Source organism: Stieleria magnilauensis, assembly GCA_007753675.1.
Taxonomy (GTDB): Bacteria; Planctomycetota; Planctomycetia; order Pirellulales; family Pirellulaceae; genus Stieleria; species Stieleria magnilauensis.
Genome location: CP036432.1, coordinates 6133264 through 6150450, shown reverse-complemented (window position 1 = coordinate 6150450; position 17187 = coordinate 6133264). Strand labels below are relative to the sequence as shown.

Annotated in this window: 9 protein-coding genes and 1 tRNA gene; 7 read left to right on the top strand and 3 right to left on the bottom strand. The window is 56.6% G+C overall.

All coding sequences use genetic code 11. The features are described from left to right. Positions 1 to 243: 243 nt before the first annotated feature. A complete protein-coding gene (locus tag TBK1r_RS22025) occupies positions 244 to 3414 on the top strand; it encodes an error-prone DNA polymerase (protein WP_145215495.1) in 3171 nt (1056 codons plus the stop codon). A 633-nt stretch (positions 3415 to 4047) separates the two neighbouring features. Here the strand turns inward: TBK1r_RS22025 and TBK1r_RS22020 are convergent. Then, on the bottom strand, positions 4048 to 4839 hold the full coding sequence (locus TBK1r_RS22020; protein WP_145215492.1) for a hypothetical protein: 792 nt from the start codon (positions 4837 to 4839) through the stop codon (positions 4048 to 4050). Between the two features lie 208 nt (positions 4840 to 5047). After that, complete coding sequence (locus TBK1r_RS22015; RefSeq protein WP_145215489.1) at positions 5048 to 6391, bottom strand: lipid-A-disaccharide synthase; 1344 nt, start codon at positions 6389 to 6391, stop codon at positions 5048 to 5050. Between the two features lie 363 nt (positions 6392 to 6754). Here TBK1r_RS22015 and TBK1r_RS22010 point away from each other — a divergent pair. Continuing rightward, a tRNA-Asn gene (locus TBK1r_RS22010) sits at positions 6755 to 6827 on the top strand. Positions 6828 to 7165: 338 nt separating this feature from the next. Here the strand turns inward: TBK1r_RS22010 and TBK1r_RS22005 are convergent. Further along, positions 7166 to 8731 carry a restriction endonuclease PLD domain-containing protein gene (locus tag TBK1r_RS22005; protein ID WP_419580261.1) on the bottom strand — a complete coding sequence of 522 codons (1566 nt, stop codon included), beginning with the start codon at positions 8729 to 8731 and terminating at the stop codon, positions 7166 to 7168. A 140-nt stretch (positions 8732 to 8871) separates the two neighbouring features. Between TBK1r_RS22005 and TBK1r_RS22000 the strand changes: the two genes are divergently transcribed. The 5 genes from TBK1r_RS22000 to TBK1r_RS21980 are packed head-to-tail and all read left to right on the top strand — an operon-like array spanning position 8872 to position 17004. Next, complete coding sequence (locus tag TBK1r_RS22000) at positions 8872 to 9078, top strand: MerR family transcriptional regulator (protein WP_145215483.1); 207 nt, start codon at positions 8872 to 8874, stop codon at positions 9076 to 9078. Between the two features lie 21 nt (positions 9079 to 9099). Continuing rightward, positions 9100 to 11814 (top strand): type I restriction-modification system subunit M, encoded by a 2715-nt coding sequence (locus tag TBK1r_RS21995; protein WP_145215480.1) that lies wholly within the window; start codon positions 9100 to 9102, stop codon positions 11812 to 11814. After that, positions 11811 to 13112, top strand: coding sequence for a restriction endonuclease subunit S (locus tag TBK1r_RS21990; protein WP_145215478.1), 1302 nt, complete (start codon positions 11811 to 11813; stop codon positions 13110 to 13112). Before TBK1r_RS21995 ends, TBK1r_RS21990 begins: the two co-directional genes overlap by 4 nt. Continuing rightward, positions 13109 to 16291, top strand: a complete 3183-nt coding sequence (locus tag TBK1r_RS21985; protein ID WP_145215474.1) for a type I restriction endonuclease subunit R — start codon at positions 13109 to 13111, stop codon at positions 16289 to 16291. Before TBK1r_RS21990 ends, TBK1r_RS21985 begins: the two co-directional genes overlap by 4 nt. Further along, a complete protein-coding gene (locus TBK1r_RS21980) occupies positions 16291 to 17004 on the top strand; it encodes a M48 family metallopeptidase (protein WP_145215471.1) in 714 nt (237 codons plus the stop codon). Before TBK1r_RS21985 ends, TBK1r_RS21980 begins: the two co-directional genes overlap by 1 nt. Positions 17005 to 17187: the final 183 nt, after the last annotated feature.

Here is a 17187-nt window from a genome sequence, read left to right as displayed (position 1 = left end):
GGCGAGACGGGGATGGCAGAATGATGGGGATAGCAGAATGATGGGGATAGCTGTCTGATTCTGGCTCCGCGATCCGAGCGGTCAGAACATCATTCTGCCCCGAATCATTCTGCCACTTCAAATCATTCCGTCATTCCGCCATCAAGAACCCTTTCGCAACGATTCCCGTCACCACGATTCCGCCGCCGTCTCCGGGCCGGCCCGGTCGTTGCCCCAACGCCGCCGGGCGTCTACCGTTGCGTCATGCGATACGTCGAACTCCACTGCAAAAGCAATTTTTCGTTCCTGTGCGGGGCCTCGCATCCGGACGAACTGGTCACCCGGGCGGCCGAGCTGGGGTATGACGCCCTCGCGCTGACCGATTCGGAAACCCTCGCCGGTGTGGTGCGTGGATTCGGCGCCGCGCGGGACCTGGATTTCAAATACATCGTCGGTGCCGAAGTTCACCCGATCGATGCGCCGTCGATGGTTCTCTGGCCGACCGATCGGGCCGCCTATGGACGCCTCTGCCGACTGCTTTCACGCGGTCGTCTGCGGTGCGAAAAAGGGCAATGCGAGTTGAGCTGGTCCGATATCGTCGAACTCAGTGAAGGCTTGATCGCCGGAGCGTTTTCCTCGGCCGGCGAACCCGCCCGCGGCGACGATTCCGCAGCGGCGGACAGCGATCCTGACAACGATCCGCGCCAAGCACGTCCCGAGTTGAATCTCGAATTCCTCCGCGGCGAGTTTCGACAACAGTTCGGTGACTCGGCGTACTTGCTGTGTTCGCTTCACCACGGCGTCGACGACCGCGCGACGATCAAGCAAATGCACACGCTGTCCCTGCAGTCCGGGGTGCCCCTGGTCGCCTCCGGAGACGTGCACTACCACACCGCCGATCGGATGTTGATGCACGACTGCGTGACCGCCATCCGCAACGGCACGACCATCGACCAAGTGCACGAACAGCGTTTCGCCAACAGCCAACACCATCTCCGCCCGCTCGCGGAAATCGAGGAACTGTTTCGTGACGTTCCCGAAGCCATCGAGCGTACCCTGCAAATCGCCCAGCGGTGCACGTTCAGTCTGGACGAATTGCGGTACGAGTATCCGCAAGAGATCGCTCCGCCGGGCATGACGTTGCTGGAGCACCTGAAACGGCTGACCTGGGAAGGGGCCCGGCAGCGTTGGCCCGGCGCGGTGCCCGACCGCGTGATCGAACTGCTCAAGCACGAATTTGAACTGATCGCGGAGCTGCGTTACGAAGCCTATTTCTTGACCGTTTGGGACATGGTTCGCTTCGCCCGCAGTCGAGACATTTTGTGCCAGGGCCGCGGCAGCGCCGCCAATTCAACCGTTTGTTATTGCCTGGGAATCACCAACGTCGACCCCAGTCAAACCGACTTGCTGTTCGAGCGATTCATCAGCCGCGAACGCAACGAAGCACCCGACATCGACGTCGACTTTGAACACCAACGGCGCGAAGAGGTGCTGCAGTACCTGTACGAAAAATACGGCCGCGACCGGGCGGGGATGACGGCCACCGTCACGACCTACCGCAGCAAGAGCGCGATTCGCGAAGTCGGCAAAGCACTCGGACTGTCGGCCGATCTGATCGATTCGCTGTCCAAGATCGCCGGCAGCTATCACAGCGACGATGCGTTGCCGACCGGCATGGCCGAATGCGGCCTGGACCCGGAATCTCCGATCGGACAGCGATTCGGCTATCTCGTTCGCACCTTGGTCGGGTTCCCTCGTCACCTCTCCCAACACGTCGGGGGCATGGTGATGTCGGCCGGTCGGCTGTGTGAATTGTGCCCGATCGAAAACGCCGCCATGCCGGGACGAACGGTGATCCAGTGGGACAAGGACGATCTGGATGAGTTGGGGATTCTCAAAGTCGACGTGCTCGCCCTCGGGATGCTGTCCGCGATCCATCGCTGTTTTGACTTGGTGGCCGATCACTATGGCGAGACCTGGTCGCTTTCCACGTTGCCACACGGCGACAAACCGACCTACGACATGATCTGTCGAGCCGACACGATGGGCGTCTTTCAGATCGAAAGCCGCGCCCAGATGAGCATGTTGCCGCGTTTGCGACCGCGTTGTTTCTATGACTTGGTGATCGAAGTCGCGATCGTGCGGCCAGGCCCGATTCAAGGCGACATGGTTCACCCGTTCTTGAAAGCCCGTGACAATCCCGATGCCGTCGTTTACCCCAACGACGCGATCCGCGACGTTTTAAAACGAACACTCGGCGTCCCGATCTTTCAAGAACAAGCGATGCGGTTGGCCGTCGTCGCGGCGGGATTCACCCCCGGCGAAGCCGACCAACTGCGCCGCGCGATGGCCGCCTGGCGGCGCCCCGGCGTGATCGACAAGTTCCGGATCAAGCTGCTCGACGGAATGAAGGCCAACGGTTTGACGGGCAAATTTGCCGAGCAGGTGTTCAACCAGATTCGCGGCTTCGGCGAATACGGTTTCCCCGAATCACATGCCGCCAGTTTCGCACTGCTGGTCTACGCCTCGTGCTATCTGAAATGCCATTATCCGGCCGCCTTCTGCTGCGCATTGCTCAACAGCCAGCCGATGGGGTTTTATGCACCGGCACAGTTGATCAACGATGCCAAGCAGCACGGCGTGCAAGTTCGCTCGGTCGATGTCAACCAAAGCGACTGGGAATCGACGCTCGAGCCCGATCCCAACCGCAGCGGCCCGGCAATCCGCTTGGGGCTGAGCACGGTGCGCGGGTTGCGCGCCGATGCCGCCGACGCTCTCGTTGCGGCGCGGCAGCAATCTGGACCGTTTCGCGACATCGCCGATCTTGCCAGACGCGCCGGGATCGGCCAGGCGGTGATCTCATTGCTCGCCGATGCCGATGCCTTGTCGAGCATCGCGGGAGACCGCCGAGCCGCCATCTGGCAATCGCTCGGTCAATCCAACAAGCCCGGCGAGGCGCCGCTGTTGGATGCCGTGGATGACGATGACGAACTGCCCGAAGACCTGGTTCCGATGTCACCACTGGAAGAAGTCTACGCGGATTACAACACGACGGGGCTGAGTCTGAAGGCCCATCCGATGTCATTCGCCCGCGACGAACTCGATCGGCTCCGCTGCGTGACCTCCGCACAACTGCCCGAACTTCGCGACGGCCGCCACGTCCGCGTCGCCGGCTTGGTGTTGATGCGGCAGCGGCCCGGTACCGCCAAAGGCATCACCTTCGTCACGTTGGAAGACGAAACCGGTTCGATCAACCTGGTGATTTTTCCCAAGGTCTGGCAGCGATTTTTCAAAGTCGCCAAGACCAGCAACGCCTGGCTCGTCGACGGAAAACTGGAAAATCGCAGCGGCGTCATCCACGTGATCACCGGCCGCATCACCGATCTCTCCTCCCAAGTCAGCGGCCTGCAGCTCCGCACCCGCGATTTCCGCTAAGAATTAGAACACGCTTCCCGCCAGTTGTTCCGCGTTAGCGGAAGGGCGCGAGCCCTCCGATCTCTCCGACACCCGCCGGGCATTCCGTGTTAGCGGAAGGGCGCGAGCCCTCCGGTCTCCCCGGCACCCGCCGAGCGTTCCTTGTTAGCGGAAGGGCGCGAGCCCTCCGGTCTCCCCAACGCCCGCCGAGCGTTCCTTTGTTAGCGGAAGGGCGCGAGCCCTCCGATCTCTCCGACACCCGCCGGGCATTCCGTGTTAGCGACAACCCGCGAGCCTCTCCGGTCTCTCCAACGCCCGCCGAGCGTTCCTTGTTAGCGGAAGGGCGCGAGCCCTCCGGTCTCCCCGACACCCGCCAAGCGTTCCGCGTTAGCGGAAGGGCGCGAGCCCAATACCGCTGAATCGACATGGAGGGGCGCCGCTCGCGTTGGCGCGAACCGGCTGATCTCAAACGATGATCAGCCGTTTGGCGCGAGCCTACGGGCCCAAACTGAAGGAAACGACGCTTCATTGGGCGGCGCTGCTTGACCGCCACCAGCTCACTCGTGCTTCGGCGATGATCAAATCGACAGCCCGCCAAGTGTTTCGCTGTGGTGGCGAGTTCGTCGACGACGTCAAACGACTCGACGGCGCTTGCTACAACACCGACTCGGCAACGATCCGGTCACGGTACGGCAAACACGTTTCAACGTACCACTCCGCCGTGCCACGTTCCTTGTGAACCAGGTACTCCAACACGATCCGCAGCTTGTACCCTTTTTCTTTGCGGTCGGCCGCCAAGACCACTTCCGCCTTCTGGCGACCGTAATGGCTGAAGACGCGCACCGGCCGCCACAACACCCATTCGTGGTCGACCGGATACTTGACCAGATCGGTGACCGTGGAGCTGTCCTCGTCTCCCGGAGGCGATACCTCTTCGCCACGCTCCCGGGCTTCTTTCATTTGCCGCTCCCTCTTCAACCGCTCCAGCTCGTAGGTTTCCTCCAGCGGCATCGTCTTCAAGTAACGATTGACGTAACTTTTTTGAAGCTCCTTGGCGTAGATCTCGTTTCCGCTGCTGGCCACCCGCACGAACTGGCGGGCAAAGTATTCGGCTTGGCCGCCCAGCGTGCTCCGCTTGAGCGAGTAGCGGCCGACGCCCCAAGTGCCAAACAGCACGGCCAACACGATCCCGATCCGCGCCGCTGTCGTGCCAACCGGCACGGACTGCGAATCGCTTTTCCGCAGCGCGAAAATGCCGAACAGCACCGCTGCGATCGCAAACCCGACCATCGGTAACGCCACGATCGTGAACCCGCTCAACAGCGACAACAACAACGCGACGAAACCGGAGATTCTCAGCGGAGCATCATCAACATCGGCTTCATAGCCCGCCTCGCTGCTCATCACAGCACCGAGAGAACGCGGTGGAGTCGTTTCAGTCGTCATCAGGATGAAAAGATCAATGCGGTGGGGGAATTCGGCAAGACCCGGAGGCCGGCCGGCCTGACCGGATGGACAGTCACAGTCGAAACAGTACGGTTTCCAGCGGCAACCGGTTTGCCCACAACCCCCAATTATTTGCAAAAAAACTCCGGCCACCGCGTCGCGACGCGGAACCCGCCAAGGCCTTCGCGAACCAGTGGCGGCGTCCAGCTTACGCCGCCCGCCTCGGCAAATCGGCCACGCGGCCCTGCGGCAACAGCTCCAGAATCTTCGACGCGGCGCGGTCGCTCGCCCCCGGCTTGGCGTACCGATCTTGCAATCCTGCCAACTGCTGACGTTTCGTCGCCAGATAATCGGCGTCGTTCATCATCCGGCCGACCGTCGCCACCAAAAAATCCCTCGCCTTGGCAGGGTTGCCGACCGAGACGATTTCGGGGAAGACGCGTTCATTGCTGCTTCCCGGGGCCAAGCGGCCTGGTTGTTTAGGCCCGCACGCGTCAGCAAGGGGCCTCGCGCCGCCCCTCGCTGGCGCGTCCGGCTGACATGATCGCGTTGAATTCGGAAGATCGACTGAATCAACAGGCCGCGAGGCTTCCGGCATCAAATTCGGCAGCGTCATGCTGTCGACTTTGACGACGCATTTTCCAAACGCGTACAGGAATCGGCCGACGCGATAGATCACTGCGGCGGGGGTTTGCCGGGCCATCAACTCCAAACTGACCGACCCGCTGACCATCATCGCGCAGGCGGCATGTTCGACGACCTCGCTGGTCGCTCCCAAGTAAAAATCGATCGGCAGCGGCTTGCCCGTTTCGGTCGCGGCGGCCTTCGCGGTCGCCTGGCAAAACTCGAAATGCTTTTCGCGATACGCGGCGATGGCAAACCGAGCCTGCGGGTTGGCCGCCGACAATTCGGCGATCGCATCGAGCATCACCGGCCAATTCCGATGGACTTCATGAGTCCGTGAGCCCGGCAGCACCGCCACGGTTTGCGATTCCGAGGCCGCCGACCGCAAGGATTGCATCCGTGCGGTATCCAACGTTGATTCGCTGACGGCATCAAAAAACGGGTGCCCGACGAAGCTGGTGGGGATCCCGTGGCCGCTGAAAAACTGTTCCTCGATCGGCAGCACGGCCAACACGTGATCGACCGTCGCTTTCATTTTTTTGACCCGCCAGGCGCCCCAAGCCCACAATTGTGGGGGGCAGAAATAGATCACCGGGATGCCATACTTCTTCGCCCGCTTGGCGATGTGCCAGTTGAACCCAGGGAAATCCACCAACACGACCGCGTCCACGCCTCCGGCGGCGAAGATCGCCTCGGCCTGATCGGCGAAGCGGAAGAATTCGCGGAGTTTGGGCAGGACCTCCAGAATCCCAACGACGGCGTGTTCGGTCAGGTCCAAGTCCACGGTGCAGCCGGCCCGGTGCATCTCCTGGCCACCAAAACCACGTACCTGCAGTTCCGGTTCGCGGGCCTTCAGCGCCCGAATCAACCGCGCCGCATGCTGATCGCCACTGGGCTCACCGACCGAAAAGAAGATTGTCTTATTCATTCACCCCAAATAGTCCAAATCACCCTACTAAGTCAACAGAACCCGCGCTCGCCACCGCCCCAGACTGGATGCCGATGTGGGGCTCAACAGCGCCCCGCAAGTCTGGGGCGGGGGATCTGATCCATGCCGCCCAAGCCCCTCGGGGGAAGCAATTCGGCGAATCGGGGCCTGCTCGGGTGGCTGTTTTAAAAGGAAAGGCCGTCAAAACCGGGCAAAAACCGAACCTGCCAACGATTTTGGGAGTCTCAGGCAAGAGATCTTGTCAGTGAAAAGTCGAGAAACTAAACTTCGCGACCCACCGGGAGAAAACGCCCGGCGGCCCCGGCCGATCGCCCACCAAGGCAACCCGGCCGGACATACCAATCCCCTGTAGCTCAGTTGGTAGAGCAGGCGGCTGTTAACCGCCTTGTCGCAGGTTCGAGTCCTGCCGGGGGAGCTGAATTTAAAAAAGCGAAAACTCTCGCGAACCAGTTAACGCCCGTCGGTCCAACATGACCCGCGGGCGTTTCTCGTTTCCGCCCCCTTTTTCGCGGTCTTTCGCCACCGCGGCGTCCAAAACCAAAGTTCTCACTTTCGCAGGGAGACTCCGGGCTGCCGAACTCAACCACCCTGGTTCGCCCCGCACCCCAGAGACAACCCCGAGAACTCTCTGAGTCTCTGTTTGACATGTGGGTCTCGGTTTACACGGGCGAGCGAAGCATCGCTGGTTAAGAACAGATAACGGTAAGCATTTGATCAGCGACTCTTGAGAAGAATGCATTCTTGAGCCCGTTGCTACCTCGACAGGTTGTGAACCGCCTGCGCCAACTCCGAGGTCAATGAGTCATGCTCAAAAGCCTCGCCTAACGCAGTCGCGAGCAAACGAACGGCCTGTTTGGCCTGCTTTTCAGACGGCGATTCTATATTGGCAAGCTTTCTACCTATCGAGTAACTGATGCTTCTCTGCCAACCTTCTAATTTGTCATTTTCTTTCGCCCATTTAGCGACAGCGAACCAGACTTCGCTTGGGATCTGTCGCACCAACTCAGTTTCAGCAGTCGGCTCGACAAGTTCAGCCGAATCGTCCTGGGATCCATCTGGTTCTTGTGTCTCACTTTCAAATGGCTTTCTCCGACGTGAAAGTACGAAATAACGCCCACTGTCAGGTGAAAGCTCGCGGTAATTAACGCTTTCCTCGCCATTTTCGCCGGTGGGCGCCAGGTCAACAACTTTCTTCCATGGCAGGTGCTCGGCCGGGATGAGGTTCAATCTTTGAAAGTGGTCACCGATTTCCGGTTCAACAACCAAATCAGATTTTGCATCGTCGTCATAAACAGGCTGCCAAGATTTCCCAACATCAAAAAAGTATTTGTATCGTTCGTGCAGGAGCCGATCGACTCGAATAAACACCTGGATCTCGGTCGGACTGGGCACAGGGCTCACCGTGCCACTAGTTCGCTGCAGAATGGGGTTGCTCAAATCATTGATAATCCACTCTGCTCGGCCTTGGTGGACACCATCCTCATTGCTGCCTTTTACATGGCCGGTGAATGCAATTGGACACTTCGCCAATTGAGTTAGCCCCTGTTCGACAGACTGCGGCAGTTGCGAAAGGACATAGAAGTGGACCTCTTCACCCAGTGCTCTCATGATTTTGAATTGCTCTGGCACCTCAACGTAAATGATGTCACCCAGTTGAGGAGCCGCACCTTGGTTTGAGACCGCAATTGCAACGACATTTCGCTTGAATTCGACCCCGTCTTCACCATCCCCGTAAAGCACCTTGTACATGTAGCCATTGAAGAGTTGGCGAAACCACCATGCATACGCATGACTCTTGGTTGGATCGTACTGTTGAGAACCCGACTCAATAGCTGCCACGTGTGATCGGATTTCGTCGAACACGGGATCCGTGCGATCTCCGCTAATCAAGAGCGACGCTTCTGAGTTCTGGCCCGCAAGTGCGAAGCCAGTCATGTTGTGGGAACCTACGATCGCGGACGCTTGGTTATCTGACTCAAACAAGTAGACCTTGCTATGCATCATCGGATGGTATTTTGTGAAGCTATTGCCACGACCCGGGCGGGTGTGCCCCAGATAGACTTTCAGATTGCGTGACGGAACGCCGACGGCAAGCAATTGATCTAAGCCATCACAAGCCTTCAGCGTTGTCGCGCCAACAACCAGTGAATGGAGCACAGCTGGATTGGGAGTAATGGCGGACGAGATTAACGAAACGCCAGCTTCGGTTAGGAACCCAACCGCGACCGAAACCTTGTTCGATCGGCGAATCAAGTCACGCACTCGAGAGTACACCTCTTGCTGAGGTACTGCGTGTAGCATCTCGATCGAAACTGCCATGGAACGCCCCATTCGAGTTGATCGCCGTTCGAAGCCGGACGGCTGGGTGGTTAGTGCTTAGCAGCATGGTATCTCAGCGTTGCAGACTTTGATAGACTCTGGAGGTTGGGGACAACATCAAAAACTCAAGGAGTGGATCGATGCCAAAGCTGACCGAGTACGTGAAAACGGCGGAAGCTGCGGAACTGATCGGGGTCGCACAAAACACGCTGCGAAAATGGGCAGAGGAAGGTCGCATTCCGATGCACCGGAACCCAGCCAATGGATATCGGCTCTTCAAACGCACAGACCTCGAAGATTTCCTAAAGGAGATCGAAAAGCCCGTCACACCGAAACGACCGCGATAATCACTGAAGGAATTCGCACGCATGGCGTTGAAGAAATCGGAAATCTATTCATCCCTCTGGGCAAGCTGCGATGAGCTGCGTGGCGGGATGGATGCCAGCCAGTACAAGGATTACGTCCTTTCACTGTTGTTCATCAAGTACATCAGCGACAAATATGCAGGGATGTCCCCGCGCCGTTCGCCGATCAAAATCCCCGAAGGCGCCAGCTTCACCGACATGGTCGCCCTCAAGGGGACCAAAGACATCGGCGACAAGATCAACACCAAGATCATCGAACCGCTTGCCAAAGCAAACCAGATGCTCTCGCAGTCCGACTTTCCGGACTTCAACGACGAGAAACTCGGCGACGGTGATGAAAAGGCCGAGCGGCTAACGAATCTGGTCGCCATCTTTGAACGCAAGGCACTCGACTTTTCTAAGAACCGTGCCGATGGCGACGACATTCTGGGCGACGCCTATGAATATCTGATGCGGAACTTTGCCACCGAGAGTGGTAAGAGCAAGGGACAGTTCTACACGCCTGCCGAAGTCAGCCGAATCATGGCGCAGATCATCGGCATCAGCGAAGCAAAAACCAGTGGCGAGACCACCGTCTATGACCCGACCTGTGGTTCCGGTTCGCTCTTGTTGAAAGTCGGCGACCAGGCACCGACCCACGTGACGCTTTATGGACAAGAAAAAGACGTCGCCACCAGCGGTCTGGCGCGGATGAACATGATCCTGCACAACTATCCGACGGCCGAGATCGTGCAAGGCAACACGCTCTCCGATCCTAAATTCAAACCCAAAGGCCAACTGGCCACGTTTGACTACGTCGTCGCCAATCCTCCCTTTTCCGACAAACGCTGGAGCACCGGCGTCGATCCTGAAAACGACGAGTGGAATCGCTTTCAGCCGTTCGGCACACCACCGGGCAAGCAAGGCGACTATGCCTACCTGTTGCACATCGTTCGGTCGCTCAAGAGTACCGGCACCGGGGCTTGCATTCTGCCCCACGGGGTTTTGTTTCGAGGCAACGCGGAAGCCGCGATCCGCAAAAAACTGATTCGCAGCGGATACATCAAAGGCATCATCGGTCTGCCCGCCAACTTGTTCTACGGCACGGGCATTCCCGCTTGCATCGTCATCGTCGACAAACGCGATGCGGCCGCTCGCAAAGGGATCTTCATGATCGACGCCAGCAAAGGCTTCATGAAGGACGGTCCAAAGAACCGTTTGCGATCGCAAGATATTCATCGCATCGTCGACACCTTCAACGCGGGCACAGAAAAGCCGGGCTATTCACGACACGTCGGTTTCGACGAAATCGAACGCAATGAGTTCAACCTGAACCTGCCCCGTTACATCGAGAGCCAAGAGACGGAAGACACGCAAGACATCGCGGCGCACTTGTTCGGCGGAATACCGATCGCCGACATCGACGCCATGCAGGAGTTCTGGGAGGTTTGTCCGACGCTACGCAAAGCGTTGTTCAAGGAAAATCGCGAGGGCTATCGCGATCTTGCGGTCGACATGGCCACGGTTAAAAGCACGATCTTCGAGCACCATGAGTTCACCGACTACATCACCGGCATGAACGATCACTTTGCCAAGTGGCGAAAGAAGACCGCGAAACAACTTCGCTCGCTGGAAGCAGGTTACAAGCCAAAGGAACTGATCATCGAGATCAGCGAGGCATTACTGAGGCACTACCGAGGCAAGCCGCTGATCGACCACTATGCGGTCTACCAGCATCTGATGGACTATTGGTCCGACACGATGCAGGACGATTGCTATTCGATCTCGGCCGATGGCTGGATCGCGGAAACTGAGCGAATCATTGAAAAGGACAAGAACGGGAAATCAAAAGACAAAGGCTGGGTGTGCGATCTGATCCCGAAGCCATTCATCGTGGCTAGATTCTTTCAGGCCGAGCAGGATGCGATCAACGCTTTGGAAGGCGAGCGAGAAAACCTGGAGGCAGCCGTTACTGAGTTGGAGGAAGAGCACAGTGGCGAGGAAGGCCCGCTCAATGGTGTTTCGGGGAAGACCGATGCCAAAGTCGCTTGGCAGGAAGCGTTTGTCGAAGTCTGGCAAGATCGTTTTCCTGAGGATCATCGCAAGTACACGTCAGCTCTGGCGACCGAACAGGCCGAGCGAAATGGAATTCTAGAAATGTTCTCCGATCCACGCATCGAGTCGCTCAAAAACAATAAGGGCAAGTTGAAGATTTCTGACGTTCGCAAAGCGGCGAAGGAGACCGAGGACTTGGACGACAAGGCGTTCTACGAGCAATACGACGCCAGTTACAAGGCGGCCGCTGATGCAAGGAAGCTGGCCAAGGACTTGGCCGATTCAGCGGAGACCACCATCCGTGAACTGGTCGCCACCAATCCAAACGACGAATCAGTGGGCGACTTGCGCGTCTTGACCGAGTACCTGCGCCTGGGCGACGACATCACGGCAATCAAAAGCAAGATCAAAGAGGCCGAAGCGGAACTCGACACGCTCGTATACGAAAAATATCCGGGCCTGACCGAGGACGAAATCAAGACGCTGGTCGTCGACGACAAATGGATGCCCACGCTCGATGAGAAAGTTCACGGCGAGATGGATCGAATCAGCCAATCTTTGGCCAGCCGCGTGAAGGAATTGGCCGAGCGGTACGAAACGCCCATGCCGCAATTGGTCGAACGAGCCAGCGAACTGGAAACCAGCGTCAACCGTCACCTTGAACGCATGGGGTTCCCGGTATGAGTGTGAAAGCAATGGCAGCGTCCGACACCGCGAACGAAAAGCCAGTTCGCTACTCGATTTGTCCGGGACACAAACAATCGGAGATCGGGAAAGTGCCCAACGACTGGTGTGTAAGGCCAGTCGGAGAAATGGGCGACGTACGCGCGGGAAAAGCACTCGCAGCAAATGCGCCAGGAAAACTACGTCCTTACCTCCGCACGATGAATGTGTTTGATGGACAGATTGTTCTGGATGACGTTCTCCACATGCCGATGACGGACGATGAGTTTGGTTTGTACCGACTCAAGTACGGTGATGTTCTTTTGAATGAGGGCCAGAGTCTTGAATTGGTCGGTCGCTGTGCCATGTATTGCGACGAATACGGGAAACCTTGTGCAATTCAGAATGCACTTGTGCGGTTTCGTGCACGCGAAGCGACATGCCCAAAGTTTGCGACCTACTTGTTTCGTTACTGCCAGGCTACAGGTGTTTTTGCAAAGATCGCACTTCAGACAACATCGGTAGCACATCTTGGTGTCAGCCGCTTCGCCAAATTAGAGTTGCCATGGCCACATACTCTTACCGAGCAGGAAGCGATTGCGGAGGCGTTGGGGGATGCGGACGCGTTGGTCGAATCGCTGGAGCGTCTGCTCGCCAAGAAACGCAACCTAAAACAAGCCGCCATGCAGCAATTGCTCACCGGCAAAAAACGACTCCCAGGGTTTGAGGGAGAGTGGGAAATTAAGAAGCTCGCTGAAATTGGCGAAGCCGTCGCCGGACTCACCTACGCACCATCGGACGTATGCGGTGAAGGGGGTACGTTAGTCCTTCGGGCGTCAAACGTCGCGAACGGAACACTGGTTTACGATGACAGCGTTTACGTTTCGATGGAGTTGCCAACCCGAGTTTTCGTTCAGAAGGGGGACATTCTCATTTGTGTTCGGAACGGCAGTCGTAATTTGATTGGCAAGTGCGCTCAAATTGATGCTCATGCGGAGTCGTCTGGTCACGTGTTCGGTGCCTTTATGGCTGTCTTTCGGAGTGAGTACAACGACTTCGTTTACCATCATTTCAAGTCTGGGCAAATCAAGAAGCAGATTCACGAACATCTGGGAGCGACGATCAATCAAATCACAAACAAGAGCTTGAATGCTTTTGAAATCCCCTTTCCTAGCCAAGAAGAACAAAGCGCCATCGCCGAAGTCCTTTCCGACATGGACGCAGAGATCACCGCGATCGAGGCGAAGATCGACAAGGCTCGCCAGATCAAAGCCGGCATGATGCAGGAACTGCTCACCGGAAAGACGAGGTTGATATGAGCGGCGACGTCAACAAGCCGGAACGCGAAACGCAAAACCGAGTCATTCGGTTGCTTCGTGATACGCTCAAATACGACTATCTCGGCGATTGGGATGAACGCTCCGGCAACAGCAACATTGAAGATGAGCAGCTTCGGAAGTATCTCGCCAAGCAGGACTACACGACCGATAATATCAACGCTGCAATTTTGAAGCTGAAAACCGAGGCGAACAACTCAGGACGCAGCTTGTACGACAACAACGAAGCGGTCTACAAGTTGCTGCGGTATGGCGTTGACGTCAAAACCAAAGCAGGCGAATCGACGGCCAAGGTTTGGCTGATCGACTGGGACAGTCCTGAAAACAATGACTTCGCCGTCGCCGAAGAGGTCACGCTCACCGGGCCAAAGACGCGTCGCCCCGATGTTGTGCTGTATATCAACGGAATCGCGATCGGCGTTTTGGAGTTGAAGAACAGCCGAACGAGCATTGGCCATGGCATTCGGCAAAACCTGTCGAACCAGAAGCCCGAATTCAATCAATGGTTTTTCAGCACGGTTCAGTTCGTCTTTGCGGGTAACGACACCCAGGGGGTGCGATACGGAACGATCGGGACGCCCGAGAAATTCTTTCTCTCGTGGAAAGAAGACGAGCATGACAGTTCTGGCTATCTGCTCGACAAGTACCTGACCAAAATGTGTCGAAAGGACCGCATCCTGGAACTGATGCACGACTTCGTCCTGTTCGATGGCGGGGTGAAGAAGCTGCCACGCGTGCATCAATACTTCGGTATTAAGGCGGCCCAGGACCACGTCCGTCGCCGTGAGGGCGGTGTCATTTGGCACACGCAGGGAAGCGGCAAGAGCATTGTGATGGTGCTGCTGGCCAAGTGGATTCTGGAAAACAATCCCAATGCTCGAATCGCCGTAATCACCGATCGCGACGAGTTGGACAAACAGATGCTGGCCAACATGCGAGCTTGTGGCCTGCTTTCGGATTCGCAACCCGATGGGTTTTATCATGCATCCAGTGGGCGTGATCTGGTCGACAAGCTTTGCGACACGTTACCTCGCGTCGTCTCGTCGCTGGTTCACAAGTTTGGAAAGAAAGACGTCGACGACTTTGATGCCTACATCAAAGATTTGGAAGCTCAGCCGACTAAGACGGTAGGCGAGATTTTCGTGTTCGTTGACGAATGCCACCGCACGCAAAGCGGGAAACTGCACCGGGTGATGAAGGCGATCATGCCCAACGCAGTTTTCATCGGGTTTACCGGAACGCCGCTGCTGAAGAAGGACAAGAAGACCAGCCTCGAAGTGTTCGGCCGCTACATCCACGAATACAAATTCGACGAAGCGGTAGAAGACAAAGTCGTGTTGGACCTCATTTATGAAGCTCGCGACATCGACCAACGCTTGGGGAGTGAAGACAAGATCGACCAATGGTTTGAGGCGAAGACACGGGGGCTGAATGATTGGCAGAAAGACGAACTGAAGAAAAAGTGGGGCACGATGCAAAGCGTGCTCAGCAGTCGCTCACGCATGAGCCGAGTGGTGAGCGACATCGTTTTCGACTTCAGTTGCAAGCCTCGAGTTTCTAGCCAACGCGGCAACGCGATCCTGGTTGCCAAGAGCATCTATGAAGCGTGCAAGTACTTCACTCTGTTCAACGACGCCAGCACCGGATTCAAGGGAAAATGTGCGGTAATCACGTCGTACAATCCGCAGTCGAAGGACATCACGTTGGAAGACACCGGCGCGAACACCGAAACGGACAAAGAGTTCATCTACAACACCTACGAGGAATTGCTGAAAGACGTCGACGCCAAGCCGGGCAAGACCAAGACGGAAACGTACGAGGACCGAGCCAAGGCACTGTTCACCCAGCAACCGGCCAACATGAAATTGCTGGTCGTGGTCGATAAGTTGCTCACGGGATTCGACGCGCCGTCGTGCACCTACCTGTACATCGACAAAACAATGCGGGACCACGGACTCTTTCAAGCGATTTGCCGCACCAACAGGCTCGATGGCGAGGATAAGGAATTCGGCTATATCGTTGACTACATGGATCTGTTCAAGAACCTGGTCAACGAAAAGGGAACGGGGGCATTGCAGGTCTACACGTCGGACTTGGATCACGAGCTCTGCAAGGGTGATCCCGAAATTGCGATGAAGGATCGGCTCAAGACTGGCAAGGAAAAGCTGGATGACGCACTGGAGCAAGCAGAATTGCTGTGTGAGCCGGTTCAACCGCCCAAGACCGATCTCGATCATATTCGCTATTTCTGTGGCAACACCGAAGTACCGACCGATCTGAAAGCGCGAGAACCGCAACGAGCAGCCATGTACAAGGCAATCGCCTCGCTGGTTCGAGCGTATGCGAACCTCGCCGACGAGTTAAATCTGGCGGGATACACTGACGCAGATGTTGCTCGGTTGAAGGGACGCGTCAATCACTTCGTCAAACTCCGCGATGTCATCCGCAACGCAGCCGGTGAAACGCTTGACCTGAAGGCGTACGAAGCCGACATGCGTCACTTGATCGACACTTACATCGAAGCCGATGAGCCACGCAAGATTTCGGACTTCGATGAAATGGGTGTGCTCGAAGTCATCACCAAGTCTGGCATGGACAAAGTCGTCGACCACTTGTCGAACCAGCTGGGTGGCAACCAGACAGCTGTCGCCGAAACGATCGAAAACAATGTTCGCAGCAAGATCATCAAAGAGCAGCTAAACGACCCCGCCTATTACGAACGCATGTCGAAGCTACTCGATGAAGTGATCGAAATGCGACGCTCAAAGGCAATCGACTACGAGGAGTACCTCAAACGGATCGGCGATCTGGCAAAGCGAGTCGAACTTGGTGGAGTATCCGAAGCGCCTCCCGGACTGGATACTCGAGGCAAGCTGGCGGTTTACAACATGCTTGTCAAAATCTTGAGTTCACCGAATCAATGCACCGGAACTGAGTCTACAGTCGCCGAACCTCCACAGTCGTACGATGCTGGCGTCGATAATTTATTGAAACTGGCTCTTGCAATTGATGAGACCGTTCGTCGAGTCCGGCCACATGGATGGAAAGGCGTGCAGGCTAAGGAGGCGATTGTCTATGACGCCCTCTATCAGTTGCTAAGCCAAAACGATGACCACGCCGAACAGGTCTTCCAGGTCTTGCTCGCTCAGGAGGAATACTGATGCAGCAGATTAACCTCGGCGAATTTGATGCCGACGTAATTTTCAAAGACATCAAGAATGTTCACCTGAGTGTCTATCCCCCCGAAGGTCGCGTTCGCGTTTCCGCGCCCACCAGGATGGACCTGGATACGATCCGTGTCTTTGCCATCAGTCGCCTTCCGTGGATAAAGCAGCAGCGTCAGAAGTTTCGCGACCAGGCAAGAGAAACGCCTCGTGAATACCTGGATCGTGAGAGTCACTACGTCTGGGGAACCCGCTACCTTCTAACTTGCATTGACGCAGACGGACCTCCCCGCGTTGAACTCGCAGGGTCCAAGTTAAAACTCTTTGCCCGCTCCGATTGCGACGAGGAAGAGCGTCAAGAAATCCTTGCGACTTGGTATCGCGGTCAGGTACGCGAAGCATCGGCACCACTGATTGCGAAGTGGGAGCAGACGCTCGGGGTTCAAGTTGAGAAACTATTTGTTCGCAAGATGAAGACCCGCTGGGGAAGCTGCAACTCACAGCGACAAACCATTCGGTTGAACACAGAGCTTGCCAAAAAGCCGGTCGAATGCTTGGAGTACATCGTTCTCCATGAGTTGCTTCATCTGATCGAGCCAACGCACAACGCAAAATTTCAGTTGCTGATGAAGCAGCACATGCCAAACTGGGAACTTCGACGCGACGCACTGAATCGACTGCCAGTGCGACACGAGCACTGGAGTTACTGAGTGTTGATTACCATGATTTCGATGTATTGATGACTCCAAAATGTTTGACTGCTGGCATATGTGACGAGTTTCAACTGGCTTGTAAGAGTGGCCGAGATGTTGGTCGTTTTGTTTGTGAGCTCACATCAGCAACACTGCCAGGGCTAATCGAGTATGGATGCGCGCGTCAATATGTACCGGAGC

Coding starts and splice junctions, on each gene's coding strand:
- TBK1r_RS22025 (WP_145215495.1), top strand. CDS start 244: ATGCGATACGTCGAACTCCACTGCAAAAGCAATTTTTCGTTCCTGTGC.
- TBK1r_RS22020 (WP_145215492.1), bottom strand. CDS start 4,839: ATGACGACTGAAACGACTCCACCGCGTTCTCTCGGTGCTGTGATGAGC.
- TBK1r_RS22015 (WP_145215489.1), bottom strand. CDS start 6,391: ATGAATAAGACAATCTTCTTTTCGGTCGGTGAGCCCAGTGGCGATCAG.
- TBK1r_RS22005 (WP_419580261.1), bottom strand. CDS start 8,731: ATGGCAGTTTCGATCGAGATGCTACACGCAGTACCTCAGCAAGAGGTG.
- TBK1r_RS22000 (WP_145215483.1), top strand. CDS start 8,872: ATGCCAAAGCTGACCGAGTACGTGAAAACGGCGGAAGCTGCGGAACTG.
- TBK1r_RS21995 (WP_145215480.1), top strand. CDS start 9,100: ATGGCGTTGAAGAAATCGGAAATCTATTCATCCCTCTGGGCAAGCTGC.
- TBK1r_RS21990 (WP_145215478.1), top strand. CDS start 11,811: ATGAGTGTGAAAGCAATGGCAGCGTCCGACACCGCGAACGAAAAGCCA.
- TBK1r_RS21985 (WP_145215474.1), top strand. CDS start 13,109: ATGAGCGGCGACGTCAACAAGCCGGAACGCGAAACGCAAAACCGAGTC.
- TBK1r_RS21980 (WP_145215471.1), top strand. CDS start 16,291: ATGCAGCAGATTAACCTCGGCGAATTTGATGCCGACGTAATTTTCAAA.